Below are 16746 nucleotides of genomic sequence, written 5' to 3' on the forward strand. Positions count from 1 at the left end.
TGCTGCCGTCGCTTATGCTGATGTGCTGCGATTCATGTCTTGATGTCTCTGAACAAGGGCGCTCCCTCATTCACCTATGCCATTGCAAATTTACAATCGCGGCTGCAGCCGCGCACGCGTGCCGTCATCGAGAAAAAGTGATCGAACGAAGATCACTGCATTTCCGATAACCCTCTGGATTTTTACTTTAAACGGCTGCCGATCGAAATTGCAAATGCCAACCGGTTGCAATTTCGAAAGGCCTTCGAAATCTCTGCGCGTATTCCAGTGCGGCATTTTGGCCGCCGGTGCGGAATCTGGGAGGGACCCTATTGTGCCCTGCACACGCTTAATATATCTGGGCATATTATAAGTGTGCTTATCAATTATCGGCACTGTCTCCTATGAATGGCAATCCCACTGTCGGCTTCCTGTTGCACGACGTTGCACGGCTGCTTCGCAAGCGGTTCGAGCAGCGCGCGCGTTGCCTTGGGCTCACGCGGTCGCAATGGCAGACGCTTGCGTACCTCCGTAGCAACGAGGGAATCCACCAGGGCGGGCTTGCCGAGATCCTGGAAATCGAGCCGATCACACTTGTCCGCATTCTTGACAAACTCACCGACCGCGGTCTCATCGAGCGTCGCCAGCATCCGACCGATCGCCGCATCTGGCTTCTCTATGTGCGGGAGAAGGCACACCCGTTGCTTGCCGAGATGCGCGACCTCGGTGAGCTGACGCGCGGCGAGCATTCGAGAGTATCTCTCCCGAGCAGCGGGACCAGCTGTTCGACATCCTATCCGCAATGAAGACGAACCTAGTGCAGGCCTGCCGAACCCCGGTAGCCGCAAATGAGACCAGACATGGCTGAGAAGTCCTCCCTGCGCGTCGTTGCAGACGCAAATGCCAAAAACCCAGTTGAAGAAAATGACGCTTCCCCTCGCGAGGAAACGGTAGCCGAGGCGCCTTCATCCAATTCAGCGCCCGCTACTGCTGTGGCTGCGCCCGGCGGTGCGAAGGTCCGCCGCCGGCGCAGCCTCACGCGGCCCGTTCTGTTCGCGTTGCTGCCCGTCGCGCTCGTCATCGGTGGCTATTACTACGTCAACGGCGGTCAAGTCATGTCGACGGACAATGCCTATATCCAGGCTGACATGGTCGGTCTGACGACCGACGTTTCGGGTATCGTCGACCAGATCAGCGTGCACGAGAACGAGGCCGTCGAGAAGGGCCAGGTGCTCTTCAGCTTGCGCCGGGATTCTTTCAGGATCGCACTCGATGGTGCGGAGGCGCAGCTTGGCGCCGTGCGCAACCAGATTCTCAATCTGAAGGCCAGCTATCAGCAGTCGCTTGCTGAGATCACACAGGCCGAAGCCGACATTCCCTACTATCAGACCGAGTTCGACCGCCAGCAGAACCTCCTGAACAGCTCGGCTGCGACACGTGTTGCCTATGACCAGGCCAAGCACAATCTCGACGCCGGTCATCAGAAGGTTGCAGTTGCCAAGGCCGAAGCGGCAGCGACGCTGGCGCAGCTCGGTGGCAATGCCGACCAGCCGGTAGAACAGAATCCGCTCTATCTCGAAGCCAAGGCGAAGGTGGACGATGCGCAGCGCGAACTTGACCACAGCGTCGTCAAGGCGCCGTTCGACGGCATCGTGACAAACGTCAACTCGCTGCAGCCGGGGTCCTACCTGCAGGCGTCCACGCAAGCCTTCTCGCTGGTTTCGGCAACCAACCTCTGGATCGCCGCGAGCCCAAAGGAAACGGAACTGACCTATGTGAAGCCGGGTCAGCCGGTGACGATCTATGTCGACACGTACCCGGGCGTGGAGTGGAAGGGCAAGGTCGAGAGCATCAGCCCGGCCTCTGGTTCCAGCTTCTCGCTACTGCCGGCGCAGAACACGACTGGCAACTGGGTCAAGGTCGTGCAGCGCATTCCGATGCGGGTCAGCATCGATGACGCGGCCGGCAAGCCGCCGCTTCGCGTCGGCATGAGCACGGTCGTCGACGTCGATACGGGTCGTGCCCGAGGTCTCCCGGATTTCGTTTCCAAGCTTTTGGGCCGCTCTGGCGGCAAGGACCATGAGTAACGCTGCATCGCCGGCCACCCCAGTAGCCAATCGCGGCGCGATCACGGCTTGCGTTATCCTGGCCGTGATCATGCAGGCGCTGGACACGACGATCGCCAACGTCGCGCTGCCCTATATTCAGGGCAGTGTCTCGGCGAGTGCTGACCAGATCAACTGGGTTCTGACCTCTTATATCGTGGCGGCTGCGATCATGACGCCGCCGTCCGGCTTTCTGGCCGCCAAGTTCGGGCGCAAACAGGTACTGCTGGCGGCAATCGCGGGATTTGTCGTTGCCTCGGTCTTGTGTGGCTTGGCTCAAAGCCTTCCTCAGATTGTTGCCTTCCGACTTCTCCAGGGTCTTTTCGGCGCGTCTTTGGTTCCACTCTCTCAGGGCATCCTCCTCGACATCTACAGTGTCGAGGAGCGCGGCTCGGCCATGGCCTTATTTGGCGTCTCGGTCATGGTCGGGCCGGTCCTGGGACCTGTCATCGGCGGCTGGCTGACCGATAACATCAGCTGGCGCTGGGTGTTCTACATTAACGTGCCGATCGGCGCGCTGGCGTTTGCCGGCATCGTGATCTACGTCACCGAGACGAAACTGGATGCGTTGGCGAAGCTCGACTGGTTCGGGTTCGGAATGATGAGCCTCGGCATCGCATCGCTGCAGCTGTTCCTCGATCGCGGCGAACAGCTCAACTGGTTCGCGTCCGGCGAGATCATGATCGAGGCGATCGTCTGTGCTGGCGCCTTCTATCTGCTGATCGTGCATACGCTGACGGCGGAAAAGTCCTTCGTGAATCCGAAGCTGTTCCTCGATCGCAATTTCTCGGTGAGCATGCTCTTCATCTTCGTGATCGGCATCACCTATCTTGCCTCGCTTGCGCTGATGACGCCCTACCTGCAGACGTTGATGGGCTACCCCGTCATGACCGCCGGCATCGTCATGGGGCCACGCGGCCTCGGCACGATGCTCTGCATGTTCATCGTCGGCAGGCTGATCGGCAAGGTCGACACGCGCCTGCTCTTGGTGCTCGGTCTCGGCCTGACGGCCGGGGCGATGTACGACATGACCGGCTGGACGCCTGATGTTTCGCAGTGGACGATCGTTTCCGTCGGCTTCGTCCAGGGCGCCGGGCTCGGCTTTCTGTTCGTGCCACTGACGACGATCGCCTTCTCGACGCTGCCGGCGCACTTGCGCGGCGACGGAACCGGCCTCTACAACCTGTCGCGCAATATCGGCTCGAGCGTCGGCATCTCGATTGTTTCGGCGCTGCTCGTCGAGAACGCGCAGGTGAACCACGAGAACATCGCTGCCTATGTGACGCCGTTCAACCGCGCCTTCGAGGCGACGGCGGCACAGGGGATGAGTCCGTTGACTGCTGCAGGTCGTGCCTCGCTAAACGAGGTCATCACCCTGCAATCGACGATCATAGCCTATATGGACGATTTCAAGCTGCTGATGCTTATGTCGCTCGCGGTCATTCCGCTGGCGCTGCTGCTGCGCAAGCCGAAAGTCGCCCCAGCGATGGATCACACCGTCGCTATGGAGTGATGCTCAGCGAAACGGTTTGCTGAGATAGCGAGATCCGGAGATGCCGAAGCGCCATGGTGCTTCGGCATTTTTCGTTATGCCGATCCGTTTGCCGGCGACAATTTCGACGGGAGCCGACGGGGCAATCGAGAAGGGCGGCCGGTCGAGCAGCCTGTCATTCAGCGTGAGGTTGATACCGAGCGCCTGACAGAGCTTGCCGGGACCGCTGCAGAGCTGTGTTAGCGCATCATTGCTGCGGCGCTCCATCATGGTGGCGATGCCGGCTTCCGGCTCGATTGCGCGGATCAGCACCGCCGAGCCGGGCGTGCAGACAAAATTCAGGCACCAGTGCATGCCGTAGATACGGTAGATGTAGACATTGCCTGGTCGGCCGAACATCGCACCATTTCGCGGCGTTGGGCCGCGGAAGCTGTGCGAGGCCCCGTCATCGGGATAGTAGGCTTCGGTCTCGGTTATGCGGCCGCCGACATGGCCAACGCGCAGATGGCAACCGAGCAAATCTCGGGCGACAGCGATAGCATCACGCTCGAAATAGCGCGCAAGTTCCGGGCCGGCGAGGGGAGTGGCGCCGATCGCGCCAACGGCATGTGTCATCTGTTTCGGGCTTCCGGTATGTCAGGCCCTAATGACCGACCTTCGGGTCGTGCGCCGAGATGGAGGAACCCGTTACCGACACGGGGTCGCTTGCCGGGAAGGTATCCTCGAGACCTTCTTCCAGTTCTTCTTCGAGAAGCGCAGCATCCTTGCCGCGTGCGCCATCGGCCTGTGAACTCTGGAGTGTTGTCGTGAGCAACGCCCTTGCACGGGTGATCGCATTGTCGCTCGTCAGGCCGGGAGAGGCAGCGGCATAGAGCGTGACCGATATGTTATTGCCCGACTGCTCCGTGAAGATGACAACGAAACTGCCTTCCTTCGGATGCACGGTGACGTCTGTGATGGCCATGGAAGATCTCCCGGTTCTGACGGTTGACCCAAGTGAAACGCTTTTTGCTAGGATTGTCGAGCAAAGACCTTCACCAGCCAATCGATGAAAACGCGAACGCGGGGTGAGAGCTGCCGGTTCTGCGGGTAGAGCAGGGAGACCGGGGTTTCCGTCAGCGGGAAATCCGGCAGGACGTGAACGAGTGTGCCCGCCGCGAGATCCCTTTCGGCGTGATACCGCGGCACCTGTATCAGGCCGAGGCCGAGCCTCGCCACCGACATGAAGCTTTCGGCGGCGTTGACGGTCACCGTCGCGGGCAGGGTGACATTACGGATGCTGCCGCCGACCATGAATTCCAGTGGTAGAACGCCGCCCGTCGCAGTCGAGCGGAAACCGACCATACGGTGGCCATCGAGCCTGTCCGGATGCTCGGGCAGGCCATGCTTTTCGATATAGGCGGGAGCGGCAAGGGTAACTTCCTCCAGCATGGCGACGCGTCGCGCCACCATGTCGCTGTCATCAGGCGTGCCGACGCGCAACACGCAATCGATGCCCTCGCGGACGAGATCAACCAGCCGATCGCCCTCGCTCATGTAGAACTCGATATCCGGATACATCTCCAGGAAAGACGGTAGGCTCGGCAGCACAAAGTGCCGGGCAAGCGTGCCATGCACGTCCACGCGCAACATGCCCTTCGGCTTGGCCCCTGCAAAGGCGCCCTCCGCGTCCTCGATATCCGCGAGGATGGAGATACAGCGCTGATAGTAAGCTTCGCCGTCGAGCGTTGGGCTGACATGGCGCGTCGTCCTGTGCAGCAGGCGCACGCCAAGGCGTGCCTCCAACTGCTTGACGGCATCGGTCACCGTGGAGCGTGGCAGGCCGGTGTCTTCGGCGGCGAGCGTGAAGCTGCGGCGCTCCACGACGCGGGAGAACACCCGCATGGCATCGAATCTGTCCATCTTTTTTGTTCGTCATTTTCGGATAGTGATGCCGAATAATGGCCGATTATCCGCACAAGGAAAAGCGGCATCTTCTGCTCATCGAAACGCGCTGAGGCAGAAGGAAGAATGCAATGAGCAGCAATGAGAACAAGGTCGCACTGGTCACCGGTGCTTCGAGGGGCATCGGCGCCGCAATCGCGGAACGGCTGGCCAAGGACGGTTTCACCGTCGTCATCAACTACTCCGGAAACGTCGCGCTCGCCGAGGAGCTGGTGCAGAAGATCGAGCAGGGCGGCGGCAAGGCGCTGACCACGCAGGCCAACGTCAGTAATCCCGAAGCCGTCCGCCGGATGTTCGATGCGGCGGAAGCAGCCTTCGGCGGCATCGATGTGCTCGTCAACAATGCCGGTATCATGCAGCTCTCGTCGATTGGCGATGCTGACGATGCCAATTTCGATCGCCAGGTCAGCGTGAATTTGAAGGGTACCTTTAACACCCTGCGCGAAGCCGCAAAGCGGCTGCGAAAGGGCGGTCGCATCATCAACTTGTCGACGAGCGTCGTCGGCCTGAAGCTTGAAAATTACGGTGTCTATGCGGCGACGAAGGCAGCCGTCGAAACGCTGACGGCGATCATGTCGAAGGAAATGCGCGGTCGCGACATCACCGTCAACGCCGTGGCTCCGGGGCCGACAGCAACTGACCTCTTCCTCGATGGGAAGTCGGATGAGCTGATCGCTCGCATGGCCAAAATGAACCCGCTGGAACGCCTGGGAGCACCGGAAGATATCGCTGCTTCGGTCTCGTTCCTCGCCGGCCCGGACGGCTCCTGGATCAACGGCCAGGTGCTGCGCGCCAACGGCGGCATGGTCTGATCTTTGGCGCCCGTGCGGCGGGTTGGTCCCGCCGCCGATCTCCGAACAACAGCAATCAACCGTCACCCCTTGAATATCGACTAAGGAACACGACAATGGATAAACAGGTCATCGTCATTACCGGAGCATCCAGTGGCTTTGGCGCTCTCACTGCCCGGACTCTCGCCAGGGAAGGGCATATGGTCTATGCCGGTATTCGCGATACTGCCGGCCGCAACGCGAAAGCCGTTGCCGATATCGCGGCCTTCTCGCGCGATAACAATGTCGATCTGCGTTCGGTCGAACTTGATGTGGTCTCCAACGCGTCTGTCGAAGCCGGGATCGCCAAGGTCATCGCAGAGGTGGGCCATCTCGACGTCGTCATCCACAATGCCGGCCATATGTCGTTTGGCCCGGCTGAGGCATTCACGCCGGAGCAATATGCGGAGTTGTTCGACATCAACGTGCTGTCGACGCAACGGGTCAACCGTGCAGCGCTTCCCCATATGCGCAAAGAGGGCAGGGGACTGGTTGTCTGGGTGTCGTCCTCCAGCACACGCGGCGGCACGCCTCCCTATCTGGCGCCCTACTTCGCTGCCAAAGCCGCGATGGATTCGGTTGCCGTCTCCTATGCGTCGGAGCTTACCCGGTGGGGCATCGAAACCGCGATCATCGTGCCGGGCGCCTTCACCAAGGGAACCAATCACTTCGCGCACTCCGGTTCGCCGGCAGATGCCCAGCGTGCCGCCGAGTACAATGATGGCCCCTATAAGGGCGTGCCGGAACAGGCGTTGCAGGGGCTGGCTGCTCTTGAACCTGCTGACGCCGACGCAGGCTCGGTCGCGAGGGCGATCACTGAGGTCATTGCCATGCCGTTCGGCACACGTCCGTTCCGTACCCATGTTGACCCGTCCGGGGACGGTGCCGAGGTCGTCAATGGTGTCGCCGATCGGGTTCGCGCCGAAATGTTCCGGCGCATCGGTCTGGAGGATCTCCTCAAGCCGGCCATTCACTAAACCGTGATACTCGCCATTGTTCCGTTTTTGCGAACTTGCTGTGCACGAATCAGCACTTAACAAATGGCAGGAAGCAGGCCTATATTATCGGTGTAAAGGCGACTGGAAGACCTCCAACTCCGGGCGCCAACCTCAGATACCGGCCGAGCCATTTCCCTGGTGACGCGGCAGGGTCTGAAAGGAATTTGATGACAGACAGTTGCGGCCCGTCGAAGGAACACCTTCCGGGCCGCAACTGTGTCACGGATCGTTCAGTTTCGCGTCCGAAAGCAATTTCACCAGCCAATCAACGAAGACCCGGACCTTGTTGCTGAGGTGCCGGTTCGGCGGATAGACGATGTAGAGCGGGAACGGTTCACGGCTCCATTCCGGCAGGATTTCCACGAGGTCGCCTTTGGCCAAAGCGTCACGGATCATGAAGCGCGGCAGCTGTGCGATGCCAAGCCCGTTCAATGCTGCATTGACGAAAGTCCGGCTGTCATTGACCGACAACAGGTAACGCGGATTGATCTCCAGATCCTCATTGTCCTTGCGGAATTCAAAAGGAAGCGTCCGGTTGGTCTGCGCGCGGAAGTAACTCACTGAATAATGGTCGTTTTCAAGCTCTTCGGGGCGGGTCGGAATGCCGAATCTTTCGATATAAAGTGGTGCCGCGCAGGTGAGCATTTCGACTTCGGAAACACGCCTTGCAATCAGCGATTGGTCGGCCGGCGTGCCGCCGCGAAGCGCGCAATCGACGTTTTCTGCTAGGTAGTCGACGGTGCGGTCGCCCACGCCGAGGTCGACGCGGATATCCGGATATTTCTGGTAGAAGTCGCAGAGCGCGGGTACGACGATCCAGTCGGCGAAAGCGCCGGCCATCTCGACTCGCAAACGACCGGTCGGTAGCCCTTGTGAGTTCGACAGACTGCCGTCCAGCTCCTCTAGCTCGGAGACGATCTGGGCCGCGCGTTCATAGTAGAGAGCGCCGTCGGTCGTCACCATGACCCGGCGTGTGGTGCGGTTGAGAAGCTTGGTGTGCAGATGCGCTTCAAGCCCCTGGATGAGATTGGTCACCGTCGCCTTGGGCATGGCGAGCGTGTCGGCGGCCCGTGTGAAATTGCCCGTCTCTACGACGCGGATGAAGGCGCGCATTGCCGAGAGCTGGTCCATCGGAAATCACCTAAGCAGGTTGCACTGCGGTATTGTTCGAAATTCGGAACAGTGTAATCGCGCTATCGCTTCTTATTCCGACAATGGAATAACAATATCTTTTCTTCAGAAATTGCAAGCCGTCTCGGCTCGCAATACGCTATGCGGGTCAAACGCGAGCCGAAACGATGATGGTGCAGGTGAAAGACATGGTGATGGAGAAGGTGGCCACCGGCCCCGTTTCCGCACGCGTCTATCAGGGCGCCGAGTTTGGGAAGGGTTCGCCGATCGTTCTGTTTTTTCATGGCGGCGCTTTTCTGCAGTCGGGCGTCAAGGATAGCGCGGTTGCAGAGAGCTTGGCGAAGGCCGGCGCAATCGTTGCCGTCCCGGATTACAATGCGCCGCTCGGCAATGTCTTTCCAAAGCCGCTCGAAGTCGGCTATTCGATCTTCTCTTATCTTGCCAACAAGCGCGCGTCGGGTATTGGCGATCGGAACTCGTTGTTGATCGTGGCAGGCGAAGAGGCGGGCGGCAATATTGCTGCCGGCGTCGCTTTCAAGGCGCGTGACCATTATGCGGATGCACTGGATGGCCAAGTTCTGATTTCGCCGCTGCTTGATCCTTTCATGGGCACGTCGTCGATCCGCAAGGCGGATGGCATCGGCATGCGGCAGCGTTGGGCCGAGGGCTGGAGCCACTATCTGAGCGGCGGCGGCTGTCACCCCTATGCGGCACCGTGTTTGTGTTCGCGTATTGCAGGGGTGGCGCCGGCGCTCGTTCTTACAGCGGAGGATGATCCTCTTCGTGACGAGACGCTGGGTTATGCCGACCGCCTGAAGCAGGCAGGCGTTGCAGTTCGCCGGAATGTCCTCCCCGCCGGGGCAGGCTGGCCATCACTTTACGGCGGGAAATCCGAACAGGCACCGAATTGGGAACAGACGATCACCGACCAATTCGAAAGCTTCGTTCGGGATATTAGCAGCCAACCTATTGCATTGAAGACGAACTGATTGAATCCGGCCACTGAGAGAGGGCCGTAAGGAGAGTAACAATGACGTCCAGTAACAAGCGCTGGGCCCTCGTGGGCGCTGGCCTAGGACTTGCTGCGTCCGTTTCGGCCGCAGCCATCTTTTTCGAACTGCCGATGAGCACCGCTGCCACGGCCGCTTCCGCACCTGCGCAGGCTCCCGCTGTGCCGGTGACGGTCGCCGTCGTGGCCAGCCGTGACGTAACGACATGGCAGGAGTTTTCCGGCCGGCTTGAGGCTGTCGACCGCGTGCAGATTCGTTCACGCGTGGCCGGAGCCATTCAATCCGTGCACTTCCGTGAAGGCGCGTTGGTGAAGGCGGGCGATCTGCTTTTCACCATCGACCCCGAACCCTATCAGGCGGCTGTTTCCCAGGCCGAGGGTCAGGTGGCGTCTGCCGAGGCGAAGGTCAACCTCGCGCAGATCGAACTGGAGCGCGGCCGCAGGCTTTCGGATAGCAAGACGATTTCGCAGAGCGATCTCGACCAGCGCCAGAATGCCTTCACCGAAGCGCAGGCCGGTCTCCGCACCTCCCAGGCGGCCCTCCGTTCGGCACAGCTCGAGCTTGGCTACACCAAGGTCCAGGCGCCGGTTGCCGGCCGTGTGGGCAAGATCGAGATTACCGTCGGCAATCTTGTTGCTGCAGGCTCCACGTCTCCCGCTTTGACGACACTCGTGTCGGTCGATCCCATCTACGCAAGCTTCAATGCCAGCGAGGAAATGGTCACAAAGGCACTCGCCGAGCTTCCGGCTGCTGATGGCGCCGTCCCTGCCGTCGAGCAGATCCCGGTCGAAGTCGGGACGCTGGCCGATCAGGGCACACCGATCAAGGGCAAGCTGCAGCTGATCGATAATCAGGTTGACGCGGCAAGCGGCACGATCGGCGTTCGCGCCGTCTTCGACAATCCTGGCGGCAAGCTGATCCCCGGCCAGTTCGTTCGGGTCCGCATGGGCGAGCCGAAGGCCGAAAACAAGATCCTGATCAGCGACCGCGCAGTCGGCACCGACCAGGACAAGAAGTTCGTGTTCGTCGTCGATGCCGAAAACAAGGTCAGCTATCGACCTGTCCAGCTTGGTGCTGCAGCGGAAGGCCAGCGGATCGTTGAAAGTGGCCTGACTGTCGGCGACAAGATCGTCGTCAATGGTCTGCAGCGCATCCGTCCGGGCGCAGTGGTTGCGCCACAGGCGGAAGAGAAAGTCGCCACGGCTCAATAAGCCAAAGCATCCGGAGCGTCTCGGCGCTCCGTGAAAATTCTGAAATGACGTGATCCACCGGCGGCCTCCAACCGCCGGAGAGGGTCGTTGCATCCCAGTTTCATCCCGGAGAGGGCTTTGAAATGAATTTCTCCAGATTCTTTGTCGACCGTCCGGTGTTCGCCGGAGTCCTATCGGTCCTCATCGTGGTCGCCGGTCTGCTTGGCCTGCGCGCATTGCCGATTTCCGAATATCCGGAAGTCGTTCCGCCATCGATCGTCGTGCGCGCCACCTATCCCGGCGCAAACCCGGAGGTCATCGCGCAGACGGTTGCGACGCCGCTCGAAGAACAGATCAACGGCGTCGAGGGCATGCTCTATATGTCCAGCCAGGCGACATCCGACGGCGTCATGACGCTGACGGTCACCTTCAAGCTCGGCACGGACCCTGATAAGGCACAACAGCTCGTTCAAAACCGCGTTTCGCAGGCCGAACCGCGTCTGCCGGAAGAGGTGAAAACCATCGGCATCACGACGGTCAAGAGCTCTCCCGACCTGATGATGGTCGTGAACCTGATCTCGCCTGACAACCGCTACGACATCACCTATCTGCGCAACTACGGCGTCCTCAACATCAAGGACCGGCTGGCGCGCATCGATGGCGTCGGTCAGGTGCAGGTCTTCGGTTCGGGCGACTATTCCATGCGTGTCTGGATCGATCCGCAGAAGGCTGCCGAGCATGGCCTTGCCGCCAGCGACGTCACCAATGCGATCCGCGGCCAGAATGTGCAGGCGGCGGCCGGTACCATCGGCGCTTCGCCGAGCCTGTCGGGCGTGGACCTGCAGCTCAATGTCAATGCGCAAGGTCGTCTGCAGACGCCCGAGCAGTTCGGCAACATCATCGTCAAGACCGGATCCAATGGCGAGATTACCCGTCTTCGTGACGTCGCCCGGATCGAACTTGGCGCCGCCGACTATTCGCTGCGCTCCATCCTCGATGGCAAGCCGGCCGTCGCCATCCCGGTCTTCCAGTCCCCCGGCTCCAACGCCATCACCATCTCGGACGAAGTCCAAAAGACAATGGAAGAGCTGAAGACGGCCATGCCCGATGGCGTCAGCTACGAGATCGTCTATGACACGACGAAGTTCGTCCGTTCGTCGATCGAGAAGGTTGTCGACACGCTGCTCGAAGCTATTGCGCTCGTCGTCATCGTCGTCATTCTGTTCCTGCAGACATGGCGTGCCTCCATCATCCCGCTGATTGCCGTTCCGGTCTCGATCATCGGCACGTTTGCGGTGATGTATGTCTTCGGCTTTTCCATCAACGCACTCAGCCTCTTCGGCCTCGTCTTGGCGATCGGCATCGTGGTGGACGACGCGATCGTCGTGGTTGAAAACGTCGAACGAAACATCGAGAACGGGCTCAGTCCGCGGGCCGCGACCTACAAGGCAATGAAGGAAGTCTCGGGCCCGATCATCGCGATCGCACTCGTGCTCGTCGCTGTCTTCGTGCCGCTCGCCTTCATCAGCGGCCTGTCTGGACAGTTCTATCGCCAGTTCGCGCTGACGATCGCGATTTCGACCGTCATCTCGGCCTTCAACTCGCTGACATTGTCGCCGGCACTCGCGTCGCTCTTGCTGCAGGACCATCACGCCAAGCGTGATTGGCTGACACGCGGCATGGATGCCGTCTTCGGCTGGTTCTTCCGCGGCTTCAACAAGGCCTTCGGTGCCGGTTCCCGGGGCTATGGAAAGGGCGTCGGCGGCCTCGTGTCGCGCAAGAGCATCGTCATGCTGGTGTATCTCGCGCTGGCAGGCGCGACCTACGGCCTGTTCAATGCCGTGCCTGGTGGTTTCGTGCCGGCCCAGGATAAGCAGTATCTGATCGGCTTTGCCCAACTGCCGGATGCTGCGAGCCTGGACCGCACCGAGGACGTCATCAAGCGGATGAGCGACATCGCGATGGCTGAGCCAGGTGTCGCACATGCCATCGCCTTCCCGGGCCTGTCGATCAACGGCTTCACCAACTCCTCCAATGCCGGCATCGTCTTCGTGACGCTGAAGGATTTCGAGGAGCGCAAGTCGCCGGCGCTTTCGGGTGGTGCGATCGCCATGTCCCTGAACCAGAAGTTCGGGGCGATTCAGGATGCCTTCATCGCGATGTTCCCGCCACCGCCGGTCAATGGTCTCGGCACGACGGGCGGCTTCAAGATGCAGCTCGAAGACCGCGCCGGTCTCGGCTATCAGGTGCTCGACGAGGCCAATAAGGCGATGATCGCCAAGGCTTACCAGACGCCTGAGCTGACGGGCATCTTCTCTGCCTATCAGATCAATGTTCCGCAGCTCTATGCCGATCTCGACCGTGAGAAAGCGGAACAGCTGGGTGTCTCGGTGACTGACGTTTTCGAGACATTGCAGATCTATCTCGGTTCGCTCTATGTCAACGACTTCAACGCCTTCGGCCGTACCTACAGCGTGCGCGTCCAGGCCGACGCCAAGTTCCGTGCCCAGCCCGAGGACATTGGCAAGTTGAAGGTTCGTTCGGCATCGGGCCAAATGATCCCGCTGTCCGCGCTCCTGAAGGTGAACGCGACAACCGGGCCGGAGCGGACCAACCGTTATAACGGTTTCCTCTCCGCCGATATCAACGGCGGTCCAGCTCCGGGCTTCTCGTCAGGTCAGGCTCAGGCGGCGATCGAAAAGATCGCCGATGAGACCCTGCCGAAGGGCATCAGCTTCGAATGGACGGATCTGACCTATCAGCAGATCCTGGCGGGCAATTCCGGCGTGATCGTCTTCCCGCTGGCACTGCTGCTCGTCTTCCTCGTGCTCGCGGCACAGTATGAGAGCCTCGCCTTGCCGATCGCGATCATCATGATCGTGCCGATGGGCGTGCTGGCGGCTTTGACGGGCGTCTGGCTGACCGGTGGAGATAACAACATCTTCACGCAGATCGGCCTGGTCGTGCTTGTCGGCCTCTCGGCGAAGAACGCGATCCTGATCGTGGAATTCGCCCGCGAGCTGGAATTCGAAGGAAGATCTCCGGTCCAGGCTGCAATCGAGGCAAGTCGCCTGCGTCTACGCCCGATCCTCATGACCTCAATGGCGTTCATCATGGGCGTCGTGCCGCTGGTGGTCTCGACCGGTGCGGGTGCCGAGATGCGTGCCGCTATGGGCGTGGCCGTGTTCTCCGGCATGATCGGCGTCACCTTCTTCGGCATCTTCATGACGCCGGTCTTCTACGTGCTGGTCCGCAAGCTGTCGGGCAACCGTGCGCTGATCCAGCACAAGGAGCACGAGCACGAGCAGGAAGAGAACGAAGCGAAAGTCATACGGCTCGCTGCCGAATAGCCCCCACTCCGCAGCGAGACGTGGAAAGGCGGAGCATTGCTCCGCCTTTCCTGTTTTCATAGGCTGACCATGCGGCTATGTCCCGAAGGCAGAACCGGGCGAGGGGGGCGTCGAAGCTCACCGAGCGTGGCATCAGCCATCTCGATCTGCCGGTTTCGGGCGGTGTAGTCGGGGCGACTGCCGGTAGGCTTGCGGTCATGGCGGGCGGCGATGCCGCATTGATCGAAGAGCTGGCCGACGTCTTTGCACCACTTGGTCGGGTTGCGGAAGTTGGACCAAGTGGTTCCGGTCACCTTGCGAAGCTCGGAAACAACAGATCGTCGCAATAGCGATAGGTGCCGTTGCCGAGGTGATGCTGCTCGTCGAGGCGGGCGGCGGTTCGTGCGAGGCCTTTCGTCGCGCGATCCGGGGCGGCTTCGCCAAAAAGCCGCATTCTGGACGTTGACGGCCAACGAATGGTCGATCGCGACTTTGGTACTGCCGGTCCTTCGAAATTGCAGCTCAAGGATCTGAACAACATTGTTGCAACGGCAGGAAGTCTCGCTTTGATTCTGCCGCTGACGGAGGCGGTCCGTGCTAGGTTTGCCGAATTTGTCGAACATGGTGGCGGTAAGACCGATCACAGTGGTCTGCTGTTGCAGCTCGAAGAAAAGAACGGTCGTTGCTCGAAAGGCTGAATTGCCTAGACACTCTAATCTCTGCCAAGATCGGTGATGCGCTCGGCCTACAATTGTTGATGGATTTTTAGTGTGTTCTAATTAATCTCTCGCCAAAAGGTTGGTTCTGCATACATAATGCTTCTCCATTGGAGGCCCACCCATATTGTTACTTAAAGCTGTATGAGGCTTGGACGGCGTTGGCATCGAGCAGTCCCACACGGTCCGAACGAGAGTTTCAGGATATCCTGCGGCGCCTTGAGCTTGCTCTCGACGCGTCACAGATCGGCGTGTGGGAGCACAACCTCGATCAGAATGAGATTTCCTGGGATGTCCAGATGCATCGGCTTTACCAGACCGGGATGCAGAGCGGTCCGGTCCCGACCGCCATCTGGTCAAACGCGATTCACCCCGACGATCGCGAACGCGCCGAGAAGGAGTTCGACGACGCCGCTGCCAAGCAGGGGCAATATAACTCGGAATTCCGGATCGTTTGGCCAAACGGCGAGATAAGACATATCCGATCGCGCGCTCATTTCTATGTGAACGAAGAAGGGTCGCCTTCCTTCATCGGCGCCGAGTGGGACGTTACATCGGACGTGCTTCTTGCGAACGAGGCGGCGCGCCAGCGCGCGGTCGCCGAGGCGCGGACGCTGGCTTTGGAAGAGAGCAGCGCACGCATCGAATATGCGGCGGAACACGATTATCTAACAGGCCTTCCCAACCGCCGCCTTTTCGACAAGCGCCTGGCGGAACTGGCCGAGGATGCCTCAGTCTCCACGCTTGCGGTTCTGCATCTCGACCTCGACGAGTTCAAGCAGATCAACGACAGTCATGGCCACGCGGCGGGCGACACCGTATTGCGTGCCGCGGCCTTGCGGATCGAGGCCGCCATTCCGAAAGCTGCGATGGCGGCGCGTATCGGCGGGGACGAATTCGTCATCCTACTCGTCAATTTCGGAGGGTTGGCGGAACTGAACCGTATGGCTTGTGAGGTGCAGCGGCGCTTGAAGAAGAAGATCCGCTTCGGCCACGAGATGCTGCAATCAGGAGCGTCGATCGGCATTTCCTGGTCTGCAGATCGTTTGGGATCCAACCTGCTCGCCGAGTCCGATATCGCGCTCTATGAGGCAAAGACATCTGGGCGCGACCGCATCGAATTCTTCTCACAGCAGCTCAAAGACGATCTGATGGGCAAGCGGCGCCTTGCCGAAGAGCTGAAGCTTGCGCTGGAGCAAGGCGATATCATTCCATTCTACCAATTGCAGCTCGATGCCCACACCCGCGATATCGTAGGTATCGAGGCTTTGGCGCGTTGGCATCATAGCGAGCGCGGCACCCTCTCGCCGGGTATCTTCCTGAAGATCGCGGACGAGTTCGGTCTGTCCTCCGAGATCGATGCTTCGATCCTCCGACGCGTGCTCGCGGACCGGCTGACCTGGGGGCAGCATGGAACGACCTTGCCGCGGATTTCGGTTAATATTTCGGGACAGCGTCTCTACGATCCACAATTGATTGACGATCTCGAAACGCTCGATATACCGGACGGCGCCCTGGTGTTCGAACTGGTCGAGACGATCTTCCTGGATGATTGCGACGATGAGCTTCTGCAGACTGTCGATCGCATCAAGCAGATGGGCATAGAAATCGAGATCGACGATTTCGGTTCCGGCCATGCATCGCTCATCGGTCTTGTCCGACTCCGCCCGGCGCGGCTAAAGATCGACCGTCAACTGGTGAGCGAGGTGGACACCTCCTCCGAGCAACGGCGCGTCGTCAAGTCGATCGTCGAGATCGGCAAGGCTCTCGGTGTCGACGTGATCGCGGAGGGTGTGGAGACCGAAAACCATGCCGTGACACTCGCCAAGCTCGGCTGTCACACATTGCAGGGTTTCGCGCTGGGCCATCCGCTGCCGGCATCCGAGATCGATAACATCTTTGCTTCGAAAAAGGAGGCGCAAGCGGCCAACCTTCGCCGCTAGCCCCGCAGGAGAGCATTTACGGCTCCAGTTCGCTACGTGCTTCCAGATACCAGTCGACAAAAGCCTTCACGCCGACATC

The 16746-nt window shown here is 60.2% G+C and carries 12 protein-coding genes and 2 pseudogenes; 10 read left to right on the forward strand and 4 right to left on the reverse strand.

Annotation, left to right across the window (positions count from 1 at the left end; translation table 11 throughout):
• The first annotated feature begins 383 nt into the window (after nucleotides 1–383).
• The 3 genes and pseudogenes from K9B32_RS19565 (at nucleotide 384) to K9B32_RS19575 (ending at nucleotide 3597) form a co-directional block, all read left to right on the forward strand.
• Nucleotides 384–847, forward strand: a pseudogene (locus K9B32_RS19565) (MarR family winged helix-turn-helix transcriptional regulator).
• Nucleotides 840–2066: an HlyD family secretion protein gene (locus tag K9B32_RS19570; protein ID WP_224565164.1), complete on the forward strand. Its 1227-nt coding sequence runs from the start codon at nucleotides 840–842 to the stop codon at nucleotides 2064–2066. The pseudogene K9B32_RS19565 and the gene K9B32_RS19570 overlap by 8 nt, the downstream one beginning before the upstream one ends.
• A complete protein-coding gene (locus K9B32_RS19575; RefSeq protein WP_224565166.1) occupies nucleotides 2059–3597 on the forward strand; it encodes a DHA2 family efflux MFS transporter permease subunit in 1539 nt (512 codons plus the stop codon). The genes K9B32_RS19570 and K9B32_RS19575 overlap by 8 nt, the downstream gene beginning before the upstream one ends.
• A gap of 3 nt (nucleotides 3598–3600) precedes the next feature.
• Here K9B32_RS19575 and K9B32_RS19580 read toward each other — a convergent pair whose 3' ends face one another.
• Genes K9B32_RS19580 through K9B32_RS19590 form a run of 3 tightly spaced genes read right to left on the reverse strand, consistent with a single transcriptional unit; the run spans nucleotide 3601 to nucleotide 5478 of the window.
• Nucleotides 3601–4191 (reverse strand): DNA-3-methyladenine glycosylase, encoded by a 591-nt coding sequence (locus K9B32_RS19580; RefSeq protein ID WP_224565168.1) that lies wholly within the window; start codon nucleotides 4189–4191, stop codon nucleotides 3601–3603.
• Between the two features lie 28 nt (nucleotides 4192–4219).
• Nucleotides 4220–4540 carry a hypothetical protein gene (locus tag K9B32_RS19585; RefSeq protein ID WP_224565170.1) on the reverse strand — a complete coding sequence of 107 codons (321 nt, stop codon included), beginning with the start codon at nucleotides 4538–4540 and terminating at the stop codon, nucleotides 4220–4222.
• A 47-nt stretch (nucleotides 4541–4587) separates the two neighbouring features.
• Nucleotides 4588–5478: a LysR family transcriptional regulator gene (locus K9B32_RS19590; protein WP_224565172.1), complete on the reverse strand. Its 891-nt coding sequence runs from the start codon at nucleotides 5476–5478 to the stop codon at nucleotides 4588–4590.
• A gap of 113 nt (nucleotides 5479–5591) precedes the next feature.
• Between K9B32_RS19590 and K9B32_RS19595 the strand changes: the two genes are divergently transcribed.
• Nucleotides 5592–6332, forward strand: a complete 741-nt coding sequence (locus K9B32_RS19595) for an SDR family oxidoreductase (RefSeq protein WP_224565174.1) — start codon at nucleotides 5592–5594, stop codon at nucleotides 6330–6332.
• Nucleotides 6333–6427: 95 nt separating this feature from the next.
• On the forward strand, nucleotides 6428–7327 hold the full coding sequence (locus K9B32_RS19600; protein ID WP_224565176.1) for an SDR family oxidoreductase: 900 nt from the start codon (nucleotides 6428–6430) through the stop codon (nucleotides 7325–7327).
• A 240-nt stretch (nucleotides 7328–7567) separates the two neighbouring features.
• Here K9B32_RS19600 and K9B32_RS19605 read toward each other — a convergent pair whose 3' ends face one another.
• On the reverse strand, nucleotides 7568–8479 hold the full coding sequence (locus K9B32_RS19605; protein WP_224565178.1) for a LysR family transcriptional regulator: 912 nt from the start codon (nucleotides 8477–8479) through the stop codon (nucleotides 7568–7570).
• A 167-nt stretch (nucleotides 8480–8646) separates the two neighbouring features.
• Between K9B32_RS19605 and K9B32_RS19610 the strand changes: the two genes are divergently transcribed.
• The 5 genes and pseudogenes from K9B32_RS19610 (at nucleotide 8647) to K9B32_RS19630 (ending at nucleotide 16667) form a co-directional block, all read left to right on the forward strand.
• Nucleotides 8647–9468, forward strand: coding sequence for an alpha/beta hydrolase fold domain-containing protein (locus K9B32_RS19610; protein ID WP_224565180.1), 822 nt, complete (start codon nucleotides 8647–8649; stop codon nucleotides 9466–9468).
• A 41-nt stretch (nucleotides 9469–9509) separates the two neighbouring features.
• Nucleotides 9510–10700, forward strand: a complete 1191-nt coding sequence (locus K9B32_RS19615) for an efflux RND transporter periplasmic adaptor subunit (protein WP_224565182.1) — start codon at nucleotides 9510–9512, stop codon at nucleotides 10698–10700.
• A 122-nt stretch (nucleotides 10701–10822) separates the two neighbouring features.
• Complete coding sequence (locus tag K9B32_RS19620; protein ID WP_224565184.1) at nucleotides 10823–14029, forward strand: efflux RND transporter permease subunit; 3207 nt, start codon at nucleotides 10823–10825, stop codon at nucleotides 14027–14029.
• A gap of 107 nt (nucleotides 14030–14136) precedes the next feature.
• A pseudogene (locus K9B32_RS19625) lies at nucleotides 14137–14706 on the forward strand (NAD(P)-dependent oxidoreductase); the annotation flags it as partial.
• A 179-nt stretch (nucleotides 14707–14885) separates the two neighbouring features.
• A complete protein-coding gene (locus K9B32_RS19630; protein WP_224565186.1) occupies nucleotides 14886–16667 on the forward strand; it encodes a GGDEF domain-containing phosphodiesterase in 1782 nt (593 codons plus the stop codon).
• Nucleotides 16668–16746 lie beyond the last annotated feature (79 nt).

Source organism: Rhizobium sp. 3T7 (assembly GCF_020166565.1).
In the GTDB taxonomy this organism is placed as follows: domain Bacteria; phylum Pseudomonadota; class Alphaproteobacteria; order Rhizobiales; family Rhizobiaceae; genus Rhizobium.